The sequence below is a fragment of the Streptomyces sp. RPA4-2 genome (assembly GCF_012273515.2).
Classification (GTDB): Bacteria; Actinomycetota; Actinomycetes; order Streptomycetales; family Streptomycetaceae; genus Streptomyces; species Streptomyces kaempferi.
Genome location: NZ_CP050975.2, coordinates 6,863,793 through 6,879,960, shown reverse-complemented (window position 1 = coordinate 6,879,960; position 16,168 = coordinate 6,863,793). Strand labels below are relative to the sequence as shown.

15 protein-coding genes and 1 pseudogene are annotated in these 16,168 nt (G+C 71.6%); 10 read left to right on the top strand and 6 right to left on the bottom strand.

Going from position 1 to position 16,168, the window contains the following annotated elements; translation table 11 throughout:
• Window positions 1–495: 495 nt before the first annotated feature.
• The 4 genes from HEP85_RS30105 (at window position 496) to HEP85_RS30090 (ending at window position 5,257) form a co-directional block, all read left to right on the top strand.
• Window positions 496–1,155 carry a DUF6230 family protein gene (locus HEP85_RS30105; RefSeq protein WP_168530695.1) on the top strand — a complete coding sequence of 220 codons (660 nt, stop codon included), beginning with the start codon at window positions 496–498 and terminating at the stop codon, window positions 1,153–1,155.
• Window positions 1,155–1,574 carry a DUF6114 domain-containing protein gene (locus HEP85_RS30100; protein WP_168530694.1) on the top strand — a complete coding sequence of 140 codons (420 nt, stop codon included), beginning with the start codon at window positions 1,155–1,157 and terminating at the stop codon, window positions 1,572–1,574. Before HEP85_RS30105 ends, HEP85_RS30100 begins: the two co-directional genes overlap by 1 nt.
• Window positions 1,575–1,796: 222 nt before the next feature.
• Entirely contained in the window at window positions 1,797–4,184 is a 2,388-nt protein-coding gene (locus HEP85_RS30095; RefSeq protein WP_168530693.1) for a SpoIIE family protein phosphatase, read from the top strand.
• Window positions 4,185–4,204: 20 nt separating this feature from the next.
• Entirely contained in the window at window positions 4,205–5,257 is a 1,053-nt protein-coding gene (locus HEP85_RS30090; protein WP_168530692.1) for an alpha/beta fold hydrolase, read from the top strand.
• Between the two features lie 44 nt (window positions 5,258–5,301).
• Here the strand turns inward: HEP85_RS30090 and HEP85_RS30085 are convergent, their stop codons facing one another.
• Together HEP85_RS30085 and HEP85_RS30080 are read right to left on the bottom strand one after the other, a co-directional pair.
• A complete protein-coding gene (locus HEP85_RS30085) occupies window positions 5,302–5,874 on the bottom strand; it encodes an ABATE domain-containing protein (protein ID WP_168530691.1) in 573 nt (190 codons plus the stop codon).
• Between the two features lie 128 nt (window positions 5,875–6,002).
• Window positions 6,003–6,182: a hypothetical protein gene (locus HEP85_RS30080; RefSeq protein ID WP_168530690.1), complete on the bottom strand. Its 180-nt coding sequence runs from the start codon at window positions 6,180–6,182 to the stop codon at window positions 6,003–6,005.
• Between the two features lie 266 nt (window positions 6,183–6,448).
• On the opposite strand from HEP85_RS30080, the gene HEP85_RS30075 reads away from it, so the two are divergent.
• The 5 genes and pseudogenes from HEP85_RS30075 to HEP85_RS30055 all read left to right on the top strand — a co-directional run bounded on the left by HEP85_RS30075 (window position 6,449) and on the right by HEP85_RS30055 (window position 11,602).
• Window positions 6,449–7,456: a substrate-binding domain-containing protein gene (locus HEP85_RS30075; RefSeq protein WP_168530689.1), complete on the top strand. Its 1,008-nt coding sequence runs from the start codon at window positions 6,449–6,451 to the stop codon at window positions 7,454–7,456.
• Between the two features lie 191 nt (window positions 7,457–7,647).
• Window positions 7,648–10,191: pseudogene (locus HEP85_RS30070) on the top strand (nitrate- and nitrite sensing domain-containing protein).
• Window positions 10,192–10,202: 11 nt separating this feature from the next.
• On the top strand, window positions 10,203–10,631 hold the full coding sequence (locus tag HEP85_RS30065) for a roadblock/LC7 domain-containing protein (protein ID WP_168530688.1): 429 nt from the start codon (window positions 10,203–10,205) through the stop codon (window positions 10,629–10,631).
• A 1-nt stretch (window position 10,632) separates the two neighbouring features.
• Window positions 10,633–10,989, top strand: coding sequence for a DUF742 domain-containing protein (locus HEP85_RS30060; RefSeq protein WP_168530687.1), 357 nt, complete (start codon window positions 10,633–10,635; stop codon window positions 10,987–10,989).
• Window positions 10,976–11,602: an ATP/GTP-binding protein gene (locus HEP85_RS30055; protein WP_168530686.1), complete on the top strand. Its 627-nt coding sequence runs from the start codon at window positions 10,976–10,978 to the stop codon at window positions 11,600–11,602. Before HEP85_RS30060 ends, HEP85_RS30055 begins: the two co-directional genes overlap by 14 nt.
• Window positions 11,603–11,613: 11 nt before the next feature.
• Here HEP85_RS30055 and HEP85_RS30050 read toward each other — a convergent pair whose 3' ends face one another.
• The gene (locus HEP85_RS30050; protein WP_168530685.1) at window positions 11,614–12,171 is read right to left on the bottom strand and encodes a cysteine hydrolase family protein; all 558 of its coding nucleotides are present in this window, start codon (window positions 12,169–12,171) and stop codon (window positions 11,614–11,616) included.
• A 206-nt stretch (window positions 12,172–12,377) separates the two neighbouring features.
• On the opposite strand from HEP85_RS30050, the gene HEP85_RS30045 reads away from it, so the two are divergent.
• The gene (locus HEP85_RS30045) at window positions 12,378–12,617 is read left to right on the top strand and encodes a hypothetical protein (protein ID WP_168530684.1); all 240 of its coding nucleotides are present in this window, start codon (window positions 12,378–12,380) and stop codon (window positions 12,615–12,617) included.
• Between the two features lie 1,085 nt (window positions 12,618–13,702).
• On the opposite strand, the gene msrB is transcribed toward HEP85_RS30045, so the two are convergent.
• From msrB to HEP85_RS30030, 3 genes are all read right to left on the bottom strand, one after another.
• Window positions 13,703–14,110, bottom strand: a complete 408-nt coding sequence (msrB, locus tag HEP85_RS30040) for a peptide-methionine (R)-S-oxide reductase MsrB (RefSeq protein ID WP_168530683.1) — start codon at window positions 14,108–14,110, stop codon at window positions 13,703–13,705.
• A gap of 28 nt (window positions 14,111–14,138) precedes the next feature.
• A complete protein-coding gene (gene murC / locus HEP85_RS30035; RefSeq protein ID WP_168530682.1) occupies window positions 14,139–15,524 on the bottom strand; it encodes a UDP-N-acetylmuramate--L-alanine ligase in 1,386 nt (461 codons plus the stop codon).
• Window positions 15,525–15,645: 121 nt separating this feature from the next.
• A complete protein-coding gene (locus HEP85_RS30030; RefSeq protein ID WP_211118092.1) occupies window positions 15,646–16,119 on the bottom strand; it encodes an indole-3-glycerol phosphate synthase in 474 nt (157 codons plus the stop codon).
• Window positions 16,120–16,168 lie beyond the last annotated feature (49 nt).

Here is a 16,168-nt window from a genome sequence, read left to right as displayed (position 1 = left end):
CGGCAGCGGCGAGGGGCTACCGGGCGCGGCCGAGGGGGGAAGGCAGCCGTGCCGGTGCCGTGGGGGGTGACGACGGTGACGAGGAAGCGCACGGGACGTTCAGAGGTGTCACGCACGCCCCGCCGCAGGGGGCGGGGGCCGGGAGGGTGACATGCGCCGCGCTGACGGACCCGGCGCCACGGATCCATCGGAAACAAGGCTGAGTTGTAGACCTGATGGATGGTCAACGTCAAGGCACAGTAAGGAAGTTGGAGGTCAGCGGGTCGGCGGCGGAAAGCCGTGCACACAGATGCCACACAATCGACATCCGCTTGCCACAAGTCCCTTGACCCGCGAATGTAACCCCCGGTAACTTCCAGGAAGGCTACTGCTGCGTAACGAGAAAGCCCTTGCGACCGCCGGGAGTCGTGAGGAGGCGTTCGCGGCAGCCCTGTCCGCGCCAGGACACGTGCCGCTCAAGCCGCACCTGCGTTGACTATGTCCAGGGAGCAGAACATGGCCTCGTCCTCGGACGCCACGGCGTCCACCGGTCCCACCCCCGTGAACCCCGAAAGCGGTTCCGACCGACGCGGGCGGGTCCGTCTGCGCCGCTCCGCGGTGATGGCGGTGCCCGCCACCGCGATCGCCGCGGGACTGATGATCCTCACCGCCCAGGGCGCCCTGGGCGTGCAGTTCGCCATCTCCGGCATGCCGTTCGTCGTGACGGCCACGGAGCTGAACGGCACCGGCTTCGAGCAGTTCGGGAACCTCGACAACATGGCCGAGGACAGCCCGAATGCCGGCGACACCGGCGGCCAGGTCCTGGTCGTCACCTCCGCCATCAAGAACGCGACGCTCACCAAGCTGTGCCAGAGCGTCGACCTGGGCGGCACCAACCTGGTCATCACCGCGGGCGGCGGCTCGGACAAGGTGCAGGCGACCGACCTGACCACCGGCTCGACCGAACTGTCGGGCGACGCGTCCTTCGGGAACATCGAGATCGGCAACGACGCGAGCACGCTCGACAAGGCCGGCGTCCAGGGGAACAAGGGCGTCTTCAGCCAGCAGGCCGACACCGTCCACATCGGCAACCTGCGGCAGACCAACTACGCCACCACCGCAGCGGTGTTCAAACTTCCGGGCCTCAAGCTCCGCTTCAGCGGCACGGGTTGCTGATGTCCCGGCTCCGGAATCCGAGGTCGGGCTTCCGGCAGTGGCGCGCGCGCCGCCCCTTCTGGGGCGGGCTGCTGCTCACCCTGGGCGGTGCGGAGATCCTCCTGACCGAGAAGGCGTCACTCAAGGTCGTCATGCACATCGGCGTGCAGGGCGTGGCGGGCTATCTGCTGCCGACGGTCATGCTCGTGTGCGGTCTGCTGATCCTCTTCAACCCCGCGCAGCGGCTGTTCTACTCGCTGCTCGGCATCCTTCTGTCGCTCGGCACCTGGCTCACCTCCAACCTCGGCGGCTTCTTCCTCGGCCTGATCCTCGGAGCGGTCGGCAGTTGCATGGCCTTCGGCTGGCTTCCCGACCAGGAGCCGCGCAGGCGTCTGCTGCGCGGGCGCCGGCAACGGCAGACCACGCCGACGAAGGCGTAGCCCAAGGGGCTCGGAAGGGCCGGCGAAAGCGCCCGCCCCGACCGGGCACAGGACAGTGCGGCCGGGGCGAAAGCGGCGGACGCTCCGGTTGCGGCTGCCGCGGGCGGACGTGCTGCACGGGCAGCTCCCGCTGGTCATCGTGCGCGCGGCACCCGGACGCGCCCGGCGTCCGCTCCGGCCCCTGGGTTGATGCGACTGGCCGATCACCGCATGCTTGTACATATGGTGATATTGCCGGGCGATGCGGGGCGCGCGGCCGCGAGAGGCGACGCCATGGTGGTGGTCGACGCCCACGGTGTCGTCAGGGGCTGGAGCGAGGGCGCTCGCCTGCTGACCGGCTACGCCGCCGCGGAGATCACCGGACGTCCGGTGTCGGCCCTGGTGGACGGGGACGCCGCCGCGGCCTGGCAGATCCTGCGCACGAGCCACGGCGCGATCGTCGCCGTACGGCACTGGGACGGCCGGCGCAGCGAACTGGCCCTGCGGGTCTGCCCGCTCCAGGGCGAGCACGGCGAACAACGGGGATACGTGATCACCGCGGCGCCGGACGAGCGCGGGCGGATGCTGGGGGAGCTGGCCTTCACCCAGTCGTCGATGCCGATGTCGGTCTTCGACACCGAACAGCGGTATCTGCGGGTGAACGACACGGCGTGCCGGATCCTGGGAGTCCGGGAGGCCGAGGTGCGCCACCGCTTCTTTCCCGACACCGTGGAGAACGCGGAACTCAGCCGCGGCTTCCTGCACCATCTGCGCAAGGTGGTCGAGACCGGACGGCCGGTCCACTACGAGAGCTGGACCCGCTCCCCCTCCGGGCCGCGCACGCACGCCTGGAACGTCGAGATGTGGCCGCTGCGCGAGCCGGCCGGGGAGCTGCTCGGGGTCGGCCTCGCCGCGTTCGACAGCACCGAGGAGTACGGGACACGGCAGCGGCTCGCCCTGCTGAACAGGGCCGCCACCTGCATCGGCACCAAGCTGGACGTGATCCACACCGCCCGGGAACTGGCCGAGCTGACGGTGCCCAAGCTGGCGGACTTCGCGAGCGTGGACCTGCTGGACTCGGTGCTCCGGGGCGACGAACCGGCCGTGGGGCCGGTCGACGCCGAGGTGGAACTGCGCCGCGTCGCCCACCACTCCCGCACCGCCGGGGTGCCGGAGGCCGCGGTCGACCTGGGCGCGGTGGACGTCTACCCGCCCTTCTCCCCGCCGGCCCGCGCCCTGGCCACCGGCCGTGCGGTGCTCGCCGGGACCGGCGATCCGGGGGTCGACACCTGGCTCGCGCAGCACGGCTCCCGGTCCGCCAAGCTGCATCAGGCGACCCACCACACCGTCTCGCTGATGGCCGTACCGCTGGTGGCGCGGGGTACGACCCTGGGGGTGGCGGTCTTCGCCCGGCTGCTCACCGCCGAGAACCCCGACCCCTTCGACCGGGACGACGCCACGCTGGCGCAGGAGCTGGCCGGCCGGGCTGCCGTCTGTGTGGACAACGCCCGCAGGTACACCAAGGAGCGCACCACCGCGCTGGCCCTGCAGCGCAGTCTGCTGCCGCAGGCGATGGCGGGCCAGGCGGCGGTCGAGTTCGCCTCCCGGTATCTTCCGGCGCTGTCCCGGGCGGGTGTCGGCGGCGACTGGTTCGACGTGATCCCGTTGTCCGGGACCCGGGTGGCACTCGTCGTCGGCGATGTCGTCGGACACGGCATCCACGCCTCCGTGACGATGGGCCGGCTGCGCACGGCGGTGTGGACGCTGGCCGACGTCGATCTGCCCCCGGACGAGCTGCTCACCCACCTCGACGACCTGGTCGGACACCTCGCGGGCGACGACGGCGCGACGGGCGGCGAGATCGGCGCCACCTGCCTGTACGCGGTCTACGACCCGGTCTCCCGGCGCTGCACGATCGCCGCCGCCGGGCACCCGCCGCCCGTCGCCCTGTTCCCCGACGGGACCGTCCGGGCCGTCGAGGTGAGCGCGGGACCGATGCTCGGGGTCGGCGGCCTCCCGTTCGAGTCCACCGAGCTGGACCTGCCGGAGGGAACCGTGCTCGCCCTCTTCACCGACGGTCTCGTCGAGGCCCGCGACCTCGACGTGGACGCGGGCACCACCCTCCTGGGCGAGGCGCTGGCGACCCCCGCCGGAACCCTGGAGGACGTCTGCGACAACGTACTCAAGGCCCTGCTCCCCCAGCGCCCCACCGACGACGTGGCTCTGCTGCTGGCCCGCACCCGCGCCCTGGACGCCGAACAGGTGGCCCTGTGGGACCTGCCGGCCGATCCGGCGGTGGTCGCCGACGCCCGGCAGTACGCGACCGACCGGCTGGCCCGCTGGGGACTCGACGAGATCGCCACGGTGACGGAACTGGTCGTCAGCGAACTGGTCACCAACGCCATCCGTTACGGCGGCGCGCCGATCCAGCTCAGGCTCATCCGCGACCGCGCCCTGATCTGCGAGGTCTCCGACGCCAGCAGCACCTCTCCCCATCTGCGCAGGGCCCGCAGCTACGACGAGGGCGGCCGCGGCCTGCTCCTCGTCGCCCAGCTCACCGACCGCTGGGGCACCCGCACGACCTGCGCCGGGAAGACGATCTGGGCCGAGCAGGCGCTGCCGGTCCCCTGACCACGACGGAAGGGTTTCGGATGGTCGACCGACGGAGCTTCGGCAAGATCATGGGCGTCGGCGCGGCAGGGGCGTCGCTCACCGGGTGGTCCGGCGACGCCGCCGCGGACGGGGCGGGCGAGGAGCCCACGGCGACGGCCTCGCCGACGCTCTCACCGGGGCACGCGTCGTTCGGCCGTCTCCGCCGTATCGACGCCGGTGAACTGAGCATCGGCTACGCGGAGGCCGGCCCCGCCCACGGACCCGCGGTCGTCCTGCTGCACGGCTGGCCCTACGACATCCACAGCTTCGTCGAGGTCGCGCCGCTGCTGGCGGCGCGCGGCCACCGGGTGATCGTCCCGTATCTGCGCGGCCACGGCACCACGCGCTTTCGCTCCGCCAAAACCTTCCGCAACGCCCAACAGTCCGTGGTCGCGCTCGACATCATCGCGCTGCTGGACGCGCTCAAGATCGAGAAGGCGGTGCTGGCCGGTTTCGACTGGGGGGCGCGGACCGCCGACATCATCGCCGTGCTCCGGCCCGAGCGGTGCAGGGCCCTGGTCTCCGTGGGCGGCTATCTGATCACCGACCGTGAGCGCAACAAGCAGCCGTTGCCACCGAAGGCCGAGTGGGCGTGGTGGTACCAGTACTACTTCGCCACGGAGCGCGGACGGCTCGGCCTCGAGCGGAACAGGGCCGACCTGGCACGCCTGGTCTGGACGTTCAACTCCCCGACGTGGCGCTACGACGACGCCACGTTCGACCGCACGGCGAAGGCTTTCGACCATCCGGACTACGTCGCCATCGTGATCCACAACTACCGGTGGCGGCTCGGCCTGGCGCAGGGCGATCCGCGCTACGACCGGCTGGAGCGGCAGCTCGCCGCGGGGCCCGTCGTCACGGTGCCCACCGTCACCCTCGACGGTGGGAAGGACCCCTTCACCGCGGCCGGCGACGGATCGTCGTACCGCGACCGGTTCTCGGGGCCCTACGCGCACCGGACCCTGGCGGACATCGGTCACAACGTGCCGCAGGAAGCGCCCGAGGCCTTCGCGCGGGCGGTCGTGGAGGCGGACGGGCTCGCCGGACGCTGACCGCGCCGGCGGCGTCAGAAGGAGAGCGCCAGAAGACGGCGGCGTCAGGAGACGGCGGCCGCGCCCTGCTCGTGCTGCTTCTTGCGGGCGCGGTAGGCCGCCGCCTTGAGCTTGTTCCCGCAGGACTCCATGCCGCACCACTGGCGGCGCATGCCGCGCGACCGGTCGATGTACACGCGGGTGCATTCGGGGTTGCCGCACTCCTTGAGCAGCGGGACATCCGGTCCGCCCAGGAGTTCCACGGCCTGCCGCGCCACACTGGACAGCGCCTCGGCGGGTGTCGCCTCCGCCCGTCGCCCCGCGGCCGACAGCTGCGGTGTCACGGAGGGCTCGCGCGCCGTGCCGTTCACGACGCCGAGGGCCGTGTCGTCGTACGCCTCCCCCGCGGCCCGCGCGGTGACCAGCTCGTAGACGGCCTCCCGTACGACCACGGCCTCCTGGACGTCGGACTCCCGCGCCGCGACCGTGAGGGCGTCGACGATCCCGGACTCCAGGTACCAGGCGTCCAGACGCTGCGGCGACACGAACATCTCGAAGCGCAGCGTCCGCCGGGCCCTGAGGGTGGCGGCGAAGTCGAGGGCCGGGTTTCCACAGAGAAAGACGTGTTCCAGATTCACATCACCATCTTGACAGGTGACGGCCATGACGGGCAACGACCGGCCCCTCCCGCCGTGGACCCTTCAGCCCCGCGCGGAGCGCCGCCCACAGGAGGGTGACGTCCGCGCCGATCGGCCGGAACGCGTGATCACAGGCACGTACGGACGAGCCACTCGTCCTCGTTGTACGCGTCCCTCGCCGGGTCCGGCACCGTGGCCGGTCGCTCCTCGACCGTGTCCTCCAGGCGGATCCGCTCCGGAAGCGCGCCGAACCGAGCCCGCCGGACCGCCGCCTCGGCCATGCCCGGCTTCTGCCCCTCACCCGTCATTGCGACCTCCCCGTCATGAACGTTGCGCCTGATCGTCGCAAGCCATGCGTCACCTGTCAAGGCAGTGACGGTCAGGGTGCCGACAAGGCCGGGACTCGACCGTGCGCACTCCCCGCTCAAGACCGCTCACTTGACGACCGCGCGTCACACACGATTGGCTCCGGCCCAACGAAAGTCCGACAGTCGGTGCACAACAGGCCGATGACCGCGCCGACTTCCCCTCCCCCGTCCTTCCGCTGGGCCGCACAGCGAGGTGCCGCACTCCGATGAACACGTCCCCCCCACCTCACCACTCCCCCAGACCCGCGCACGGCACCGTCCTCGTCCTCGCCGTCACCCTGCTTCTGGCCGGCTGCTCCGGCGGATCGGACTCCGGCGCGGACACCGGAGCGGCGGGGAAGGCGGGCACCGGCCACCTCAAGGTCGCCCTGATCACCCACGGCGCCGACGGAGACGCCTTCTGGGAAATGGTGCGGAGGGGCGCGCAGGCGGCGGCCGCCAAGGACGACATCGACCTCACCTACGCGAGCGACTCCGACCCCGCGGGGCAGGCGAGTCTGGTGCGGGACGCGGTCCGCGACCGGGTCGACGGCATCGCGGTGACCCTCGCCAAGCCGGAGGCGATGAAGAGCGCCGTCACCGAGGCCAAGGGCGCGGGCATACCGGTGGTCGGCCTCAACTCCGGTATCGACGCCTGGCGGTCCGAGGGTCTGCTGGAGTACTTCGGCCAGGACGAGAGCGTCGCGGGCCGGGCGCTCGGCGACAAGCTGGACGAACTCAAGGCCAAACACGCCCTCTGCGTCATCCACGAGCAGGGCAACGTCGCCCTGGAGGCGCGCTGCGCCGGGGTGAAGAAGGCGTTCGCCGGCGACACCGACCTGCTCTATGTCAACGGCACCGACATGAAGGCGGTCACCGCCGCCGTCGCCGCCCGACTTCGACAGGACCCGAGCGTCGACGAAGTCGTCATGATGGGCGCGCAGTTCGCGCTCGGCGCGGTGAAGTCGGTGAAAGAGGCGGGCAGCAGGGCCGCGGTCGCCACCTTCGACCTCAACAGCAGCCTGGTGAAGGCGGTGCGGAGCGGGGACGTGCAGTTCGCGGTGGACCAACAGCCCTACCTACAGGGCTATCTCGCCGTGGACTCGCTCTGGCTCTACAAGTCCAACGGCAACTTCAGCGGCGGCGGAACCGCGCCCGTGCTCACCGGACCGGCGTTCGTCACCAAGGAGAACGTCGCCTCGGTAGCCGAGTTCGCCGCCGACGGGACCCGTTGAGCCGCTCCCGCCGCTCGTCCGCGGCCGCACGAGCGGCACCACGCGCCCCAAGGTTTTCGGACACTCACGGTGCGTACGGGCACTTGTACGGATAGCATCCTGCGCACCCCCAGTGCCGTACCGAACACGCGGTCACCCCCCGCCCGTTCCGCCGAACCGCTCCTCCCCTCGCTGATCGCACTAGGACGACGATGTCTCCACGGACAGGTGCCCGGCGCCGTCTCGGCTCCATACGTCTCTCCCTGATCCTGCTGGCGCTGGTGCCCAGCGTCACCCTCGGCGCCATGTGGGGTGTGACGACCACACAGATCTTCTCGGAGGGGCTGCGGCTGCGGTCACAGACCGAGCTGAGCAGGTCCACCGGCGCCATGGGCACCGACGCGACGCTCGCGCTGCAACAGGAGCGCAGTCTGTCGGCGGCCTGGCTGGCCTCTCCGCACGGCTCGCGGACCGCGCTGGACCAGCAGCGCGGGAGGACGGACGAGGCCGTCGCGAAACTGGTGCGCCGCTCGGACGACATCAAGAACGCGCCCGCCCGCATCGGGGACCGGCTGTACTCGGTCCTGGCGTCCGTGGGAAGCCTGGAGTACTACCGGGGACAGGTGGACCACCCCACCGACATCACCGCCCAGCAGTCGCTGGACCAGTACACCGCGATCATCGACGACCAGATCCACGCCTTCCAGGAGCTCTCCCAGGTCGACGACGGCGACCTCACCTCCCAGGCGGGCCCGCTGATCACCCTGGGAAGCGGCGCGGAACTGGTCGCCCAGGAGGACGCCGAACTCGCACTCGCCTGGCCCTCGGGGAGGCTCGACGAGAAGGCGTGGACACGGTTCGCGCAACTCGTCGACGTACGGCGCTGGGTCTTCCGCAGCCAGGCCCTCTCCTCCCTGGACGGCGCCGTCAAGGCGCGGGTCGAACGGGTACTGCAGAGCCAGGACTGGAAGACGCTGGAGTCCGTCGAGGACGAGGTGATCGCGGCCCGGACGGCGCACGGCGCGGTGGCCCGGACGGTCGAGCTGCCGGACGCGGGCCGGCGCTGGAACGCCGCTCTCACCAGGATCTCCGGCCAGTACTCGGACCTGATCCGGCAGCAGACCGCGGGACTCCTCGACCGCAGCGCCGACAACGCCCACGGGCTGCTGGTCAAGGCGGCGGCGCTGAGCGCGGGCGGACTCGTCGCCCTGCTGCTGTGCGTCGTGATGTCGTGGCGCATCACGCGCTCCCTGTCCCGGCGGCTGCGCGGTCTGCGGCTGGCCACGCTCAGCCTGGCCCAGGAACGGCTGCCCGACGTGGTCGCCAGACTGGACCGGGGCGAGACGGTGGACGTGGACCTCGCCACCCCGCCGCTCGACTACGGCGGGGACGAACTCGGGCAGGTGGCACAGGCCTTCAACGCCGCGCAGCGCACGGCGGTGCACACCGCGGTGGAACTCGCCGACACCAGACGCGGCTTCCAGAAGGTGATCCTGGGCATCGCCCGGCAGAGCCAGAACCTGGTCAACCTGCAGCTCAGCAAGCTCGACGCGATGGAGCGCGAACACCAGGACCCTCGGTTCCTCAAGGGTCTGTACGAACTCGACTCCACGGCAAGCCAGTTGAGGCGCTACGAGGAGAACCTCGTCATCATCAGCGGAGAGCAGCCCCGACGCAGCTGGACCGAACCGGTCGCGCTGGTCGACATCCTGCGCGGCGCCGTCGGCGAGGTCGCCCAGTATCAGCGGGTGGAGGTGCACGCCGACGACGAGGTGTACCTCACCCCGCCCGCCGTGGCCGACGTCATCCACCTGCTGGCGGAGCTCATCGACAACGCCACCGCCTACTCCCCCGCGCCCGGCCCGGTGGGCGTGCGCGCCGCGATGGTGGCCAAGGGGCTGGCCGTGGAGATCGAGGACCGTGGTCTGGGCCTGTCCGAGGAGGACTACGCGGCGTTCAACTCCCAGCTGGCGGTGGCTCCGCAGTTCGACGTGGTGGCGCTCGCCGACGACCTGCGGCTCGGCATGTTCGTGATCGCCCGGCTCGCCACCCGGCACGGCATCGCCGTCACCCTGCGGTCCTCGCCGTACGGCGGGACCACCGCGATCGTGCTGATCCCGCACGAGATCGTGGTGCGCGAGACACCGGACACGGCCGCTCCGGACACGGACCCCGCCGGCCCGGCGGACAAGCGTACCCAGTAAGCCACGTCCGCGACGCGTCCGGGCACCGCTCCCGCCGAGGGTAAGCCGTCGCACGAGCGCACCGGAGAGGCGCAGCCCGCCGCCCGGACGCGCACCGGCGACCCCGCCGCCCCCCGGTCCGGCGCCGCCCCGGCCGCGACCGCCGTCCGGCGGGATGGACTCACCCCGCTGCCGCGCCGGGTGCCGCAGACCAGCCTGGCCACCGAGCTGCGGGAGGACGCCGGGCCGGCGGACACCGACGACCACGAAGCGGACGGCGACGTCACCGACTTCACCGACTTCACCGCGGAACGGGCGGCCTCCTCACTCGCCGGCTTCCAGCGCGGCACGCTCCGGGCCCGTGACACCGATGGTGACGGGGCGGCGTACGAACCGGGCGCACCAGGCGAACAGGGGGAGCGGGAGAACACGCCCGAAGATCCGGGCGACCGGGTCCCCGCCGCGGACCGATCCCGCGCCACACCCCCGGACCGCTCGTCGCCACCGCCCGCAGGCCACTCTTCGGGGCCGCCCGCAGACCGCTCGTCGACTCCGCCCGCAGACCGCACGTGAAGGACTGAGAAATGACACGCCCCAGCCCCGCCACACACAGCCAGCTCGACCAGCTGCTCACCGGACTGGTGGAACGGGTGGCCGACGTGAACCACGCCGTCGTGCTCTCCGAGGACGGACTGGTCGTCAGCAAGTCCACGGCGTTCGTCCGCGACGACGCCGAGCGGCTGGCGGCGACCGCGTCCGGCCTGATGAGCCTGAGCAAGGGGGTCAGCATGGACTTCCGCGGCGGACCCGTACGGCAGGCGCTCATCGAGATGCGTGACTGCTATCTGATCCTCACCGCCGCGGGACCCGGCGCCCATCTCGCCGTGCTCACCAACAAGGGCGCGGACGTCGGCGTGGTCGCCTACCAGATGAACATGCTGGTGAAGAAGATCGGCGAGCACCTCAGGGCAGCGCCGCGTGCGGGCAGCAGCACCGCCGGCAACGGCGAGTGAGGTGAGCGAAGGCGACGCGGCCGGCCGTCTGGTACGGCCGTTCGCCCTGACCGGAGGCCGAACCCGGCCCAGCCGCGCCGACTTCACCCTCATCACGTCGGTGACCGCCGTGGACCCTCCGCCCGACGGGTCCGACCGGTCGCAGCCCGAGCACCAGCGCATCGTGCGGCTGTGCGCGCGGCCGGTCGTGGTGGCGGAACTAGCCGCCCAGCTCGACCTCCCGGTGAGCGTCGTCGTCATCCTGCTCTGCGATCTGCTGGAGGCGGGCCGGATCACGGTCCAAGCGCCGCGTCTCGTCTCCCGCACCCCGGATCTGGACCTGCTGCAGAAAGTGAGGGACGGCCTTGGCCGGCTCTGACCCCGCCACGCGAGGGACTTCAGCACCCGAAACACCGCACGCACCACAAGCAGCCGAAGCGCCCGAAGCGGTCAAGATCCTGATCGCCGGGGGTTTCGGTGTCGGCAAGACCACCATGGTCGGATCGGTCAGCGAGATCGTCCCGCTGCGCACCGAGGAGCCCCTCACCTCCGCCGGTCTGGACATCGACGACCTCGACGGCATCGAGAAGAAACGGGCGACCACCGTGGCCCTGGACTTCGGCCGCATCACCCTCAGCCCCGAACTGGTCCTGTATCTCTTCGGAACCCCTGGCCAGCAGCGGTTCTGGTTCATGTGGAACGACCTCGCCATCGGCGCCCTCGGGGCCGTGGTCCTCATCGACGTGCGCCGGCCCGAGTCCAGCTTCGCCGCCGTCGACTTCTTCGAGCGCCGCGGTATCCCGTTCGTCGTGGGCGTCAACGGCTTCCACGGACGGCATCCGTACACACCCGAGGAGATCCGGGACGCCCTGGCCCTGCCGGAGCGGACCCCCGTGCTCCTCTGCGACGCGCGGGAGCGGGGGTCGTGCCGGGACGTACTGATCACCCTCATCGACGAGTTGATCGCCTCCTCCGCGCGGGACCGGCGGTAGCCGCGCGTCGCTCAGTACGTCGCGAACGTCACCTCCGCCGTGTCCACGGTCCCTCCGCGACGGCCGGGCGCGCTCTCCTCGCGCCAGTAGAGATTGGTGTGCGCGATCACCTGGTCCGGGGGCGGCGCGCCGTACGCCGTGAGGTCCTCCGTCGTGTGCGCGTCACCGACCAGCGTCACGTCGTACCCGCGCACCAGACCTCCGTGCAGGGTCCCGCGGATGCACGCGTCGGTCTGCGCGCCCGCGACCACGATCCGGCCCACGCCGCGCTCGGCGAGCAGTTCCTCCAGCTCGGTGCCCTCGAAGGAGTCGCCGTAGGTCTTGTGGACGAGCGGTTCCCCGTCCCGCCGGACCAGCTCCGGCACGTACTGCCAGCTCTCGCTGCCCCGCACCAGGTTGTCGTCGGCGTGCTGCACCCAGACCACGGGCACGTCCTCCGCACGGGCCTTGCCGACCAGGGTGTTGATGTTCGCGATCACCTCGTCGCGCCCGTGGGTACCCGCCATCGCCCCGTTCTGGACGTCGATGACGAGCAGCGCGGTGTGCGGCCGATCGGGCAGGTTCGTCATGAGAACCTCCTGTCTCTCGTCGTGGATCTCCTGCCGCACCACAGTAGAACGCGCCACTGACAACGGCCCGGCTGCCGTCGACCGGCGCCGGACACCCACGTCTCACCCAACTTCTCTTTACGCGGGGGGCGTCGGGCTACCGTTGCTCCACCACCGAACCTGGGGGGGCAGTGGGGTTGGACGCGCCGGGGAACCGTCATGTGTGCGTGGCGTACGACGTGGAGGGGTACAGCGGGCTCGGCCAGGAGGCGCAGTTCGACGTGCAGCGCCGGCTGCGGGCGCTCCTCGACGGCGCCTGTGTCCGCGCGGGGCTGTCGCCGGGCGAGTACGAGATGCAACCACAGAGAGACGGCGGGCTCGCGCTGCTGCCGACCGGCGGCAAGGTGGACGAGCCGCGCCTGACGGAGACGGGACGGCCGGGGACGAGGTGTCGTACACGGTCCTGATCCGGCCGGAGCTGGACGGGACGGCGCTGCCGGAACTCCCCGGCACGCTGATCCTGGGAGAGGTGTTCGCTCTCGCCGCGGAGGGTGAGGCCCGCCGCGGAGCCCCGTTCTGGATGGTGGCGGGGGCCGGCGACGGGGAGGTGCGGTACACGCCCGGCGCGGTCGGTGTCCGGGTCGACCCCGAGCACCGCGACGGTGCGCCGCCGCACTGGATGATGTGGCCCGAGGCCGAGGCGTGGCCCGGGCCGGACCCCCTGCCGCGCCTGCTGCTGCCCCGCGAGGCGGACACGGGCACCGCCGAGCTCCGGCTCCACGGCGACTCCGTGACCGGGACCGTACGGCTGTGGGCGAGGCCGAAGGCGGGGTGGCCACGACCGCGGCGGTACACGGCGACGGTCACCGGGAGCCGTGCACCGTCGGGCCGCACGCCGCCGAGCGTCACGGCTCCGTCCCTCGCTCCGGCCGGCCCGGCCGTCCCCGGCGCCGCCCCGCAGGTCCCCGCCGACGACCGCGTGGAGTTGCGTTCGCTGGCCCAGTCGCTGGTCCTGGAGCGCCGGTACGCCGAGGCGCGGCCCCTGCTGGCCCGCTCGACCGCCTTGTACGCGGCGTCCGCGAGCCACCCGGGCGCGTGGGGCTTCAGCTCGGAGTTCCGGCCCGCGCTGACCAGACTTCTGGGGATGGGCGTCAAGCACACCCGTTCCGGCAGCGTCAGCCGTGTCGACCGGCTCCCCGTCGTCACGGGCGTCGACGAGGGCCCGGCGGCCTTCGGCTGGACCTTCCAGGCCCGGGACGGCGCTCCGCTCGTACCGCAGCGGGCTCAGACCATCGTGGTCGCCGAACTCCCCCTGGAAACCGCCCGTTTGGCCGGCACCTTCGACGCGGAGGCGTTCGTGGCACGCCGAGTGGCGGGAATCTACGAGCCACGCAGGGCACTGCCACGAACCGCCGGCCACGTTCCGCGTGGACCTGCCGCCGGTCCGCTGAACCGGCCCCCGGCACGGACACCCGTCGGGCCGATCGTCTCCGGCCGGACGACGAAGGGGCCGGCCACCCGGGCCGGCCCCACGCTGCGAGGAGAGCCGGGCTCAGCCCTCGTCCTCCGCCAGCCGCAGCGAGATGCTGTTGATGCAGTACCGCTGGTCGGTGGGGGTCGCGTACCCCTCACCCTCGAAGACGTGCCCGAGATGCGATCCGCAGCGGGAGCACCGCACCTCGGTCCGTACCATCCCGTGCGTGCGGTCCTCGATCAGCTCGACCGACTCGGAGTCCTTCGGGTCGTAGAAGGACGGCCAGCCGCAGTGCGACTCGAACTTCTCGTGCGAGGTGAACAGCTCGGCACCGCAGGCGCGACAGGAGTACACGCCCTTGGCCTTGGTATCGGTGTACTCCCCGGTGAACGCCGGCTCCGTGCCCGCACGGCGCAGAACGGTGTACTCGGCGGGGGTCAGCTCCGCGCGCCACTGCTCGTCCGGCTTTTCGATGTCGTACGACATGAAGCTCAACCCCTTACAAACGCTGTGACTACTTCGACAGACGGGCCAGGATCCCGGGGCCGAGATCGGTCACGTCACCCGCGCCCATGGTGAGAACGAGATCACCCGGCTTCGCCATTCCCGCGACGACCGAAGGGGCCTCCGCCTTGTCGTGGACCGGCGTCACGTCCGCGCCCGCCGCCCGCGCCGCGTCGACGATCAGCTCGCTGGTGACGCCCGGGATCGGGTCCTCGCGGGCCGGATAGATGTCGAGGACCACGGAGGCGTCCGCCAGCGACAGGGCCTCGCCCATCTCCTTGGCCAGCTCCTGGGTGCGGGAGAACAGATGCGGCTGGAACAGGACCAGGATGCGGCCGGAGACGCTCGCGCGCATCGCCTCCAGGTCCGCCGTCATCTCCGTCGGGTGGTGCGCGTACGAGTCGACGACCTGCACACCCGCCTCCTCGCCCTTCAGCTGGAGGCGGCGCTTCACCCCGGTGTAGGAGGCGAGCGCCGGGGCCAGCTCGGCCGCCGGGACGCCCAGCGCCGCACCGGCCGCCAGCGCGGCCACCGCGTTGTGCGCGTAGTGGCGGCCGGGGACGGAGACCGTGAAGGTCAGCCGCGCGCCGTCGAGGTCCACCGTCACCTCGCTCTTCAGGCCCTGGGGGACGACGGACAGGACCCGGACGTCCGCGTCCGCCGAGTCGCCGTACGTCACCACGCGCACACCGGCCGGCAGCCGCCGCGTCAGCTCGCGCGCGCCCTCGTTGTCCGCGGAGATCACCAGGGTGCCGCCGGGGACGATCCTGCCCGCGAACGTCTCGAAGGACTCGTAGATCTCGTCCATGGACGCGTAGTTGGCGTGGTGGTCCAGCTCCACGTTGAGGACGATCGCCACCTCGGGCGCGTACTTGTGGAAGCTGCGGTCCGACTCGTCGGCCTCGGCGACGAAGATCTCGCCCTCGCCGTGCAGCGCGTTCGAGCCCGGTTCGTCCAGGTCGCCGCCGATCGCGTACGAGGGCCGCAGCCCCAGTTCCGAGAGCGACACCGCCAGCATCGACGTCGTCGTGGTCTTGCCGTGCGTGCCCGCGACCGCGATCGGGCGCAGACCGTCCATCAGCCGGGCGAGGGCGTCCGAACGGTGGACGACCGGGACACCCAGCTCGGCGGCGCGGGCCAGCTCCGGGTTGTCGGCGCGGATCGCGGACGAGACGACCACACAGGTGGCGTCGGAGGCCAGGTGGTCCGCGGCGTGCCCGATGTGCACCGTCGCGCCCAGCGCGCGCAGGGCCTCGGCGGTCGCGGACTCCTTCGCGTCGCTGCCCGCCACCTTCGCCCCGCGCTGCGCCAGGATCTTCGCGATGCCCGACATCCCGGCTCCGCCGATCCCGATGAAGTGCGGTCGGTCCATGGCGGTAGGAAGGCCGGGTGCCATGCGTGTCTCTCCCCAGGTGGTGCGACAAGAAATGCGACAGGAAATGCGACAGGAAGCCGTGCGACGGGTCGTACGACCGCCGCCGCGGTGCGTCCGGCGTGGTACGCCGGACGGGCCCAGCCTATGCCTTGCTGTGCGAGAACAGTTTCAGCACCGGCACGCCGACCTTGTGGCGGGCGCGCGAGGCCCAGTCCCGGTGGAAGAACTCCTCCACGTAGTGCGGGTCGGTCAGCACGATGACCTCGTCCGCGGCGATCTCGTCGACCAGCGCCTTCAGCGCGTCCAGCGGGTGGTCCTCGATGAGCCGGCCCTCGGCCTCGCTGCCGGTGGCGCGCAGTGCCACCAGGGACACCTCCAGCGCCCGCTGTCCCTGGCCGGCCGCCTCCTCGCCCTCCGGGGTCTCGCGCTCGTGGGCCGCCTCGTCCAGCTCGCCCAGCGCCACGTCGTCGATGGCCCGCAGCAGCCGGTCCGCCTGGTCGCCCCGCGGCTGGAGCAGCACATGAAAGGCGACCGTCTCGTCACCGTGCAAGGTGGTGACGAACTCGATATCGGCGGACGTCAGGGCCTTCTCGATCATCAATACGCTTGTGAACACGACAGACGCCCTTCTCCTCCGTGGGACTCGCTGGCCCCCTGCGGAAACC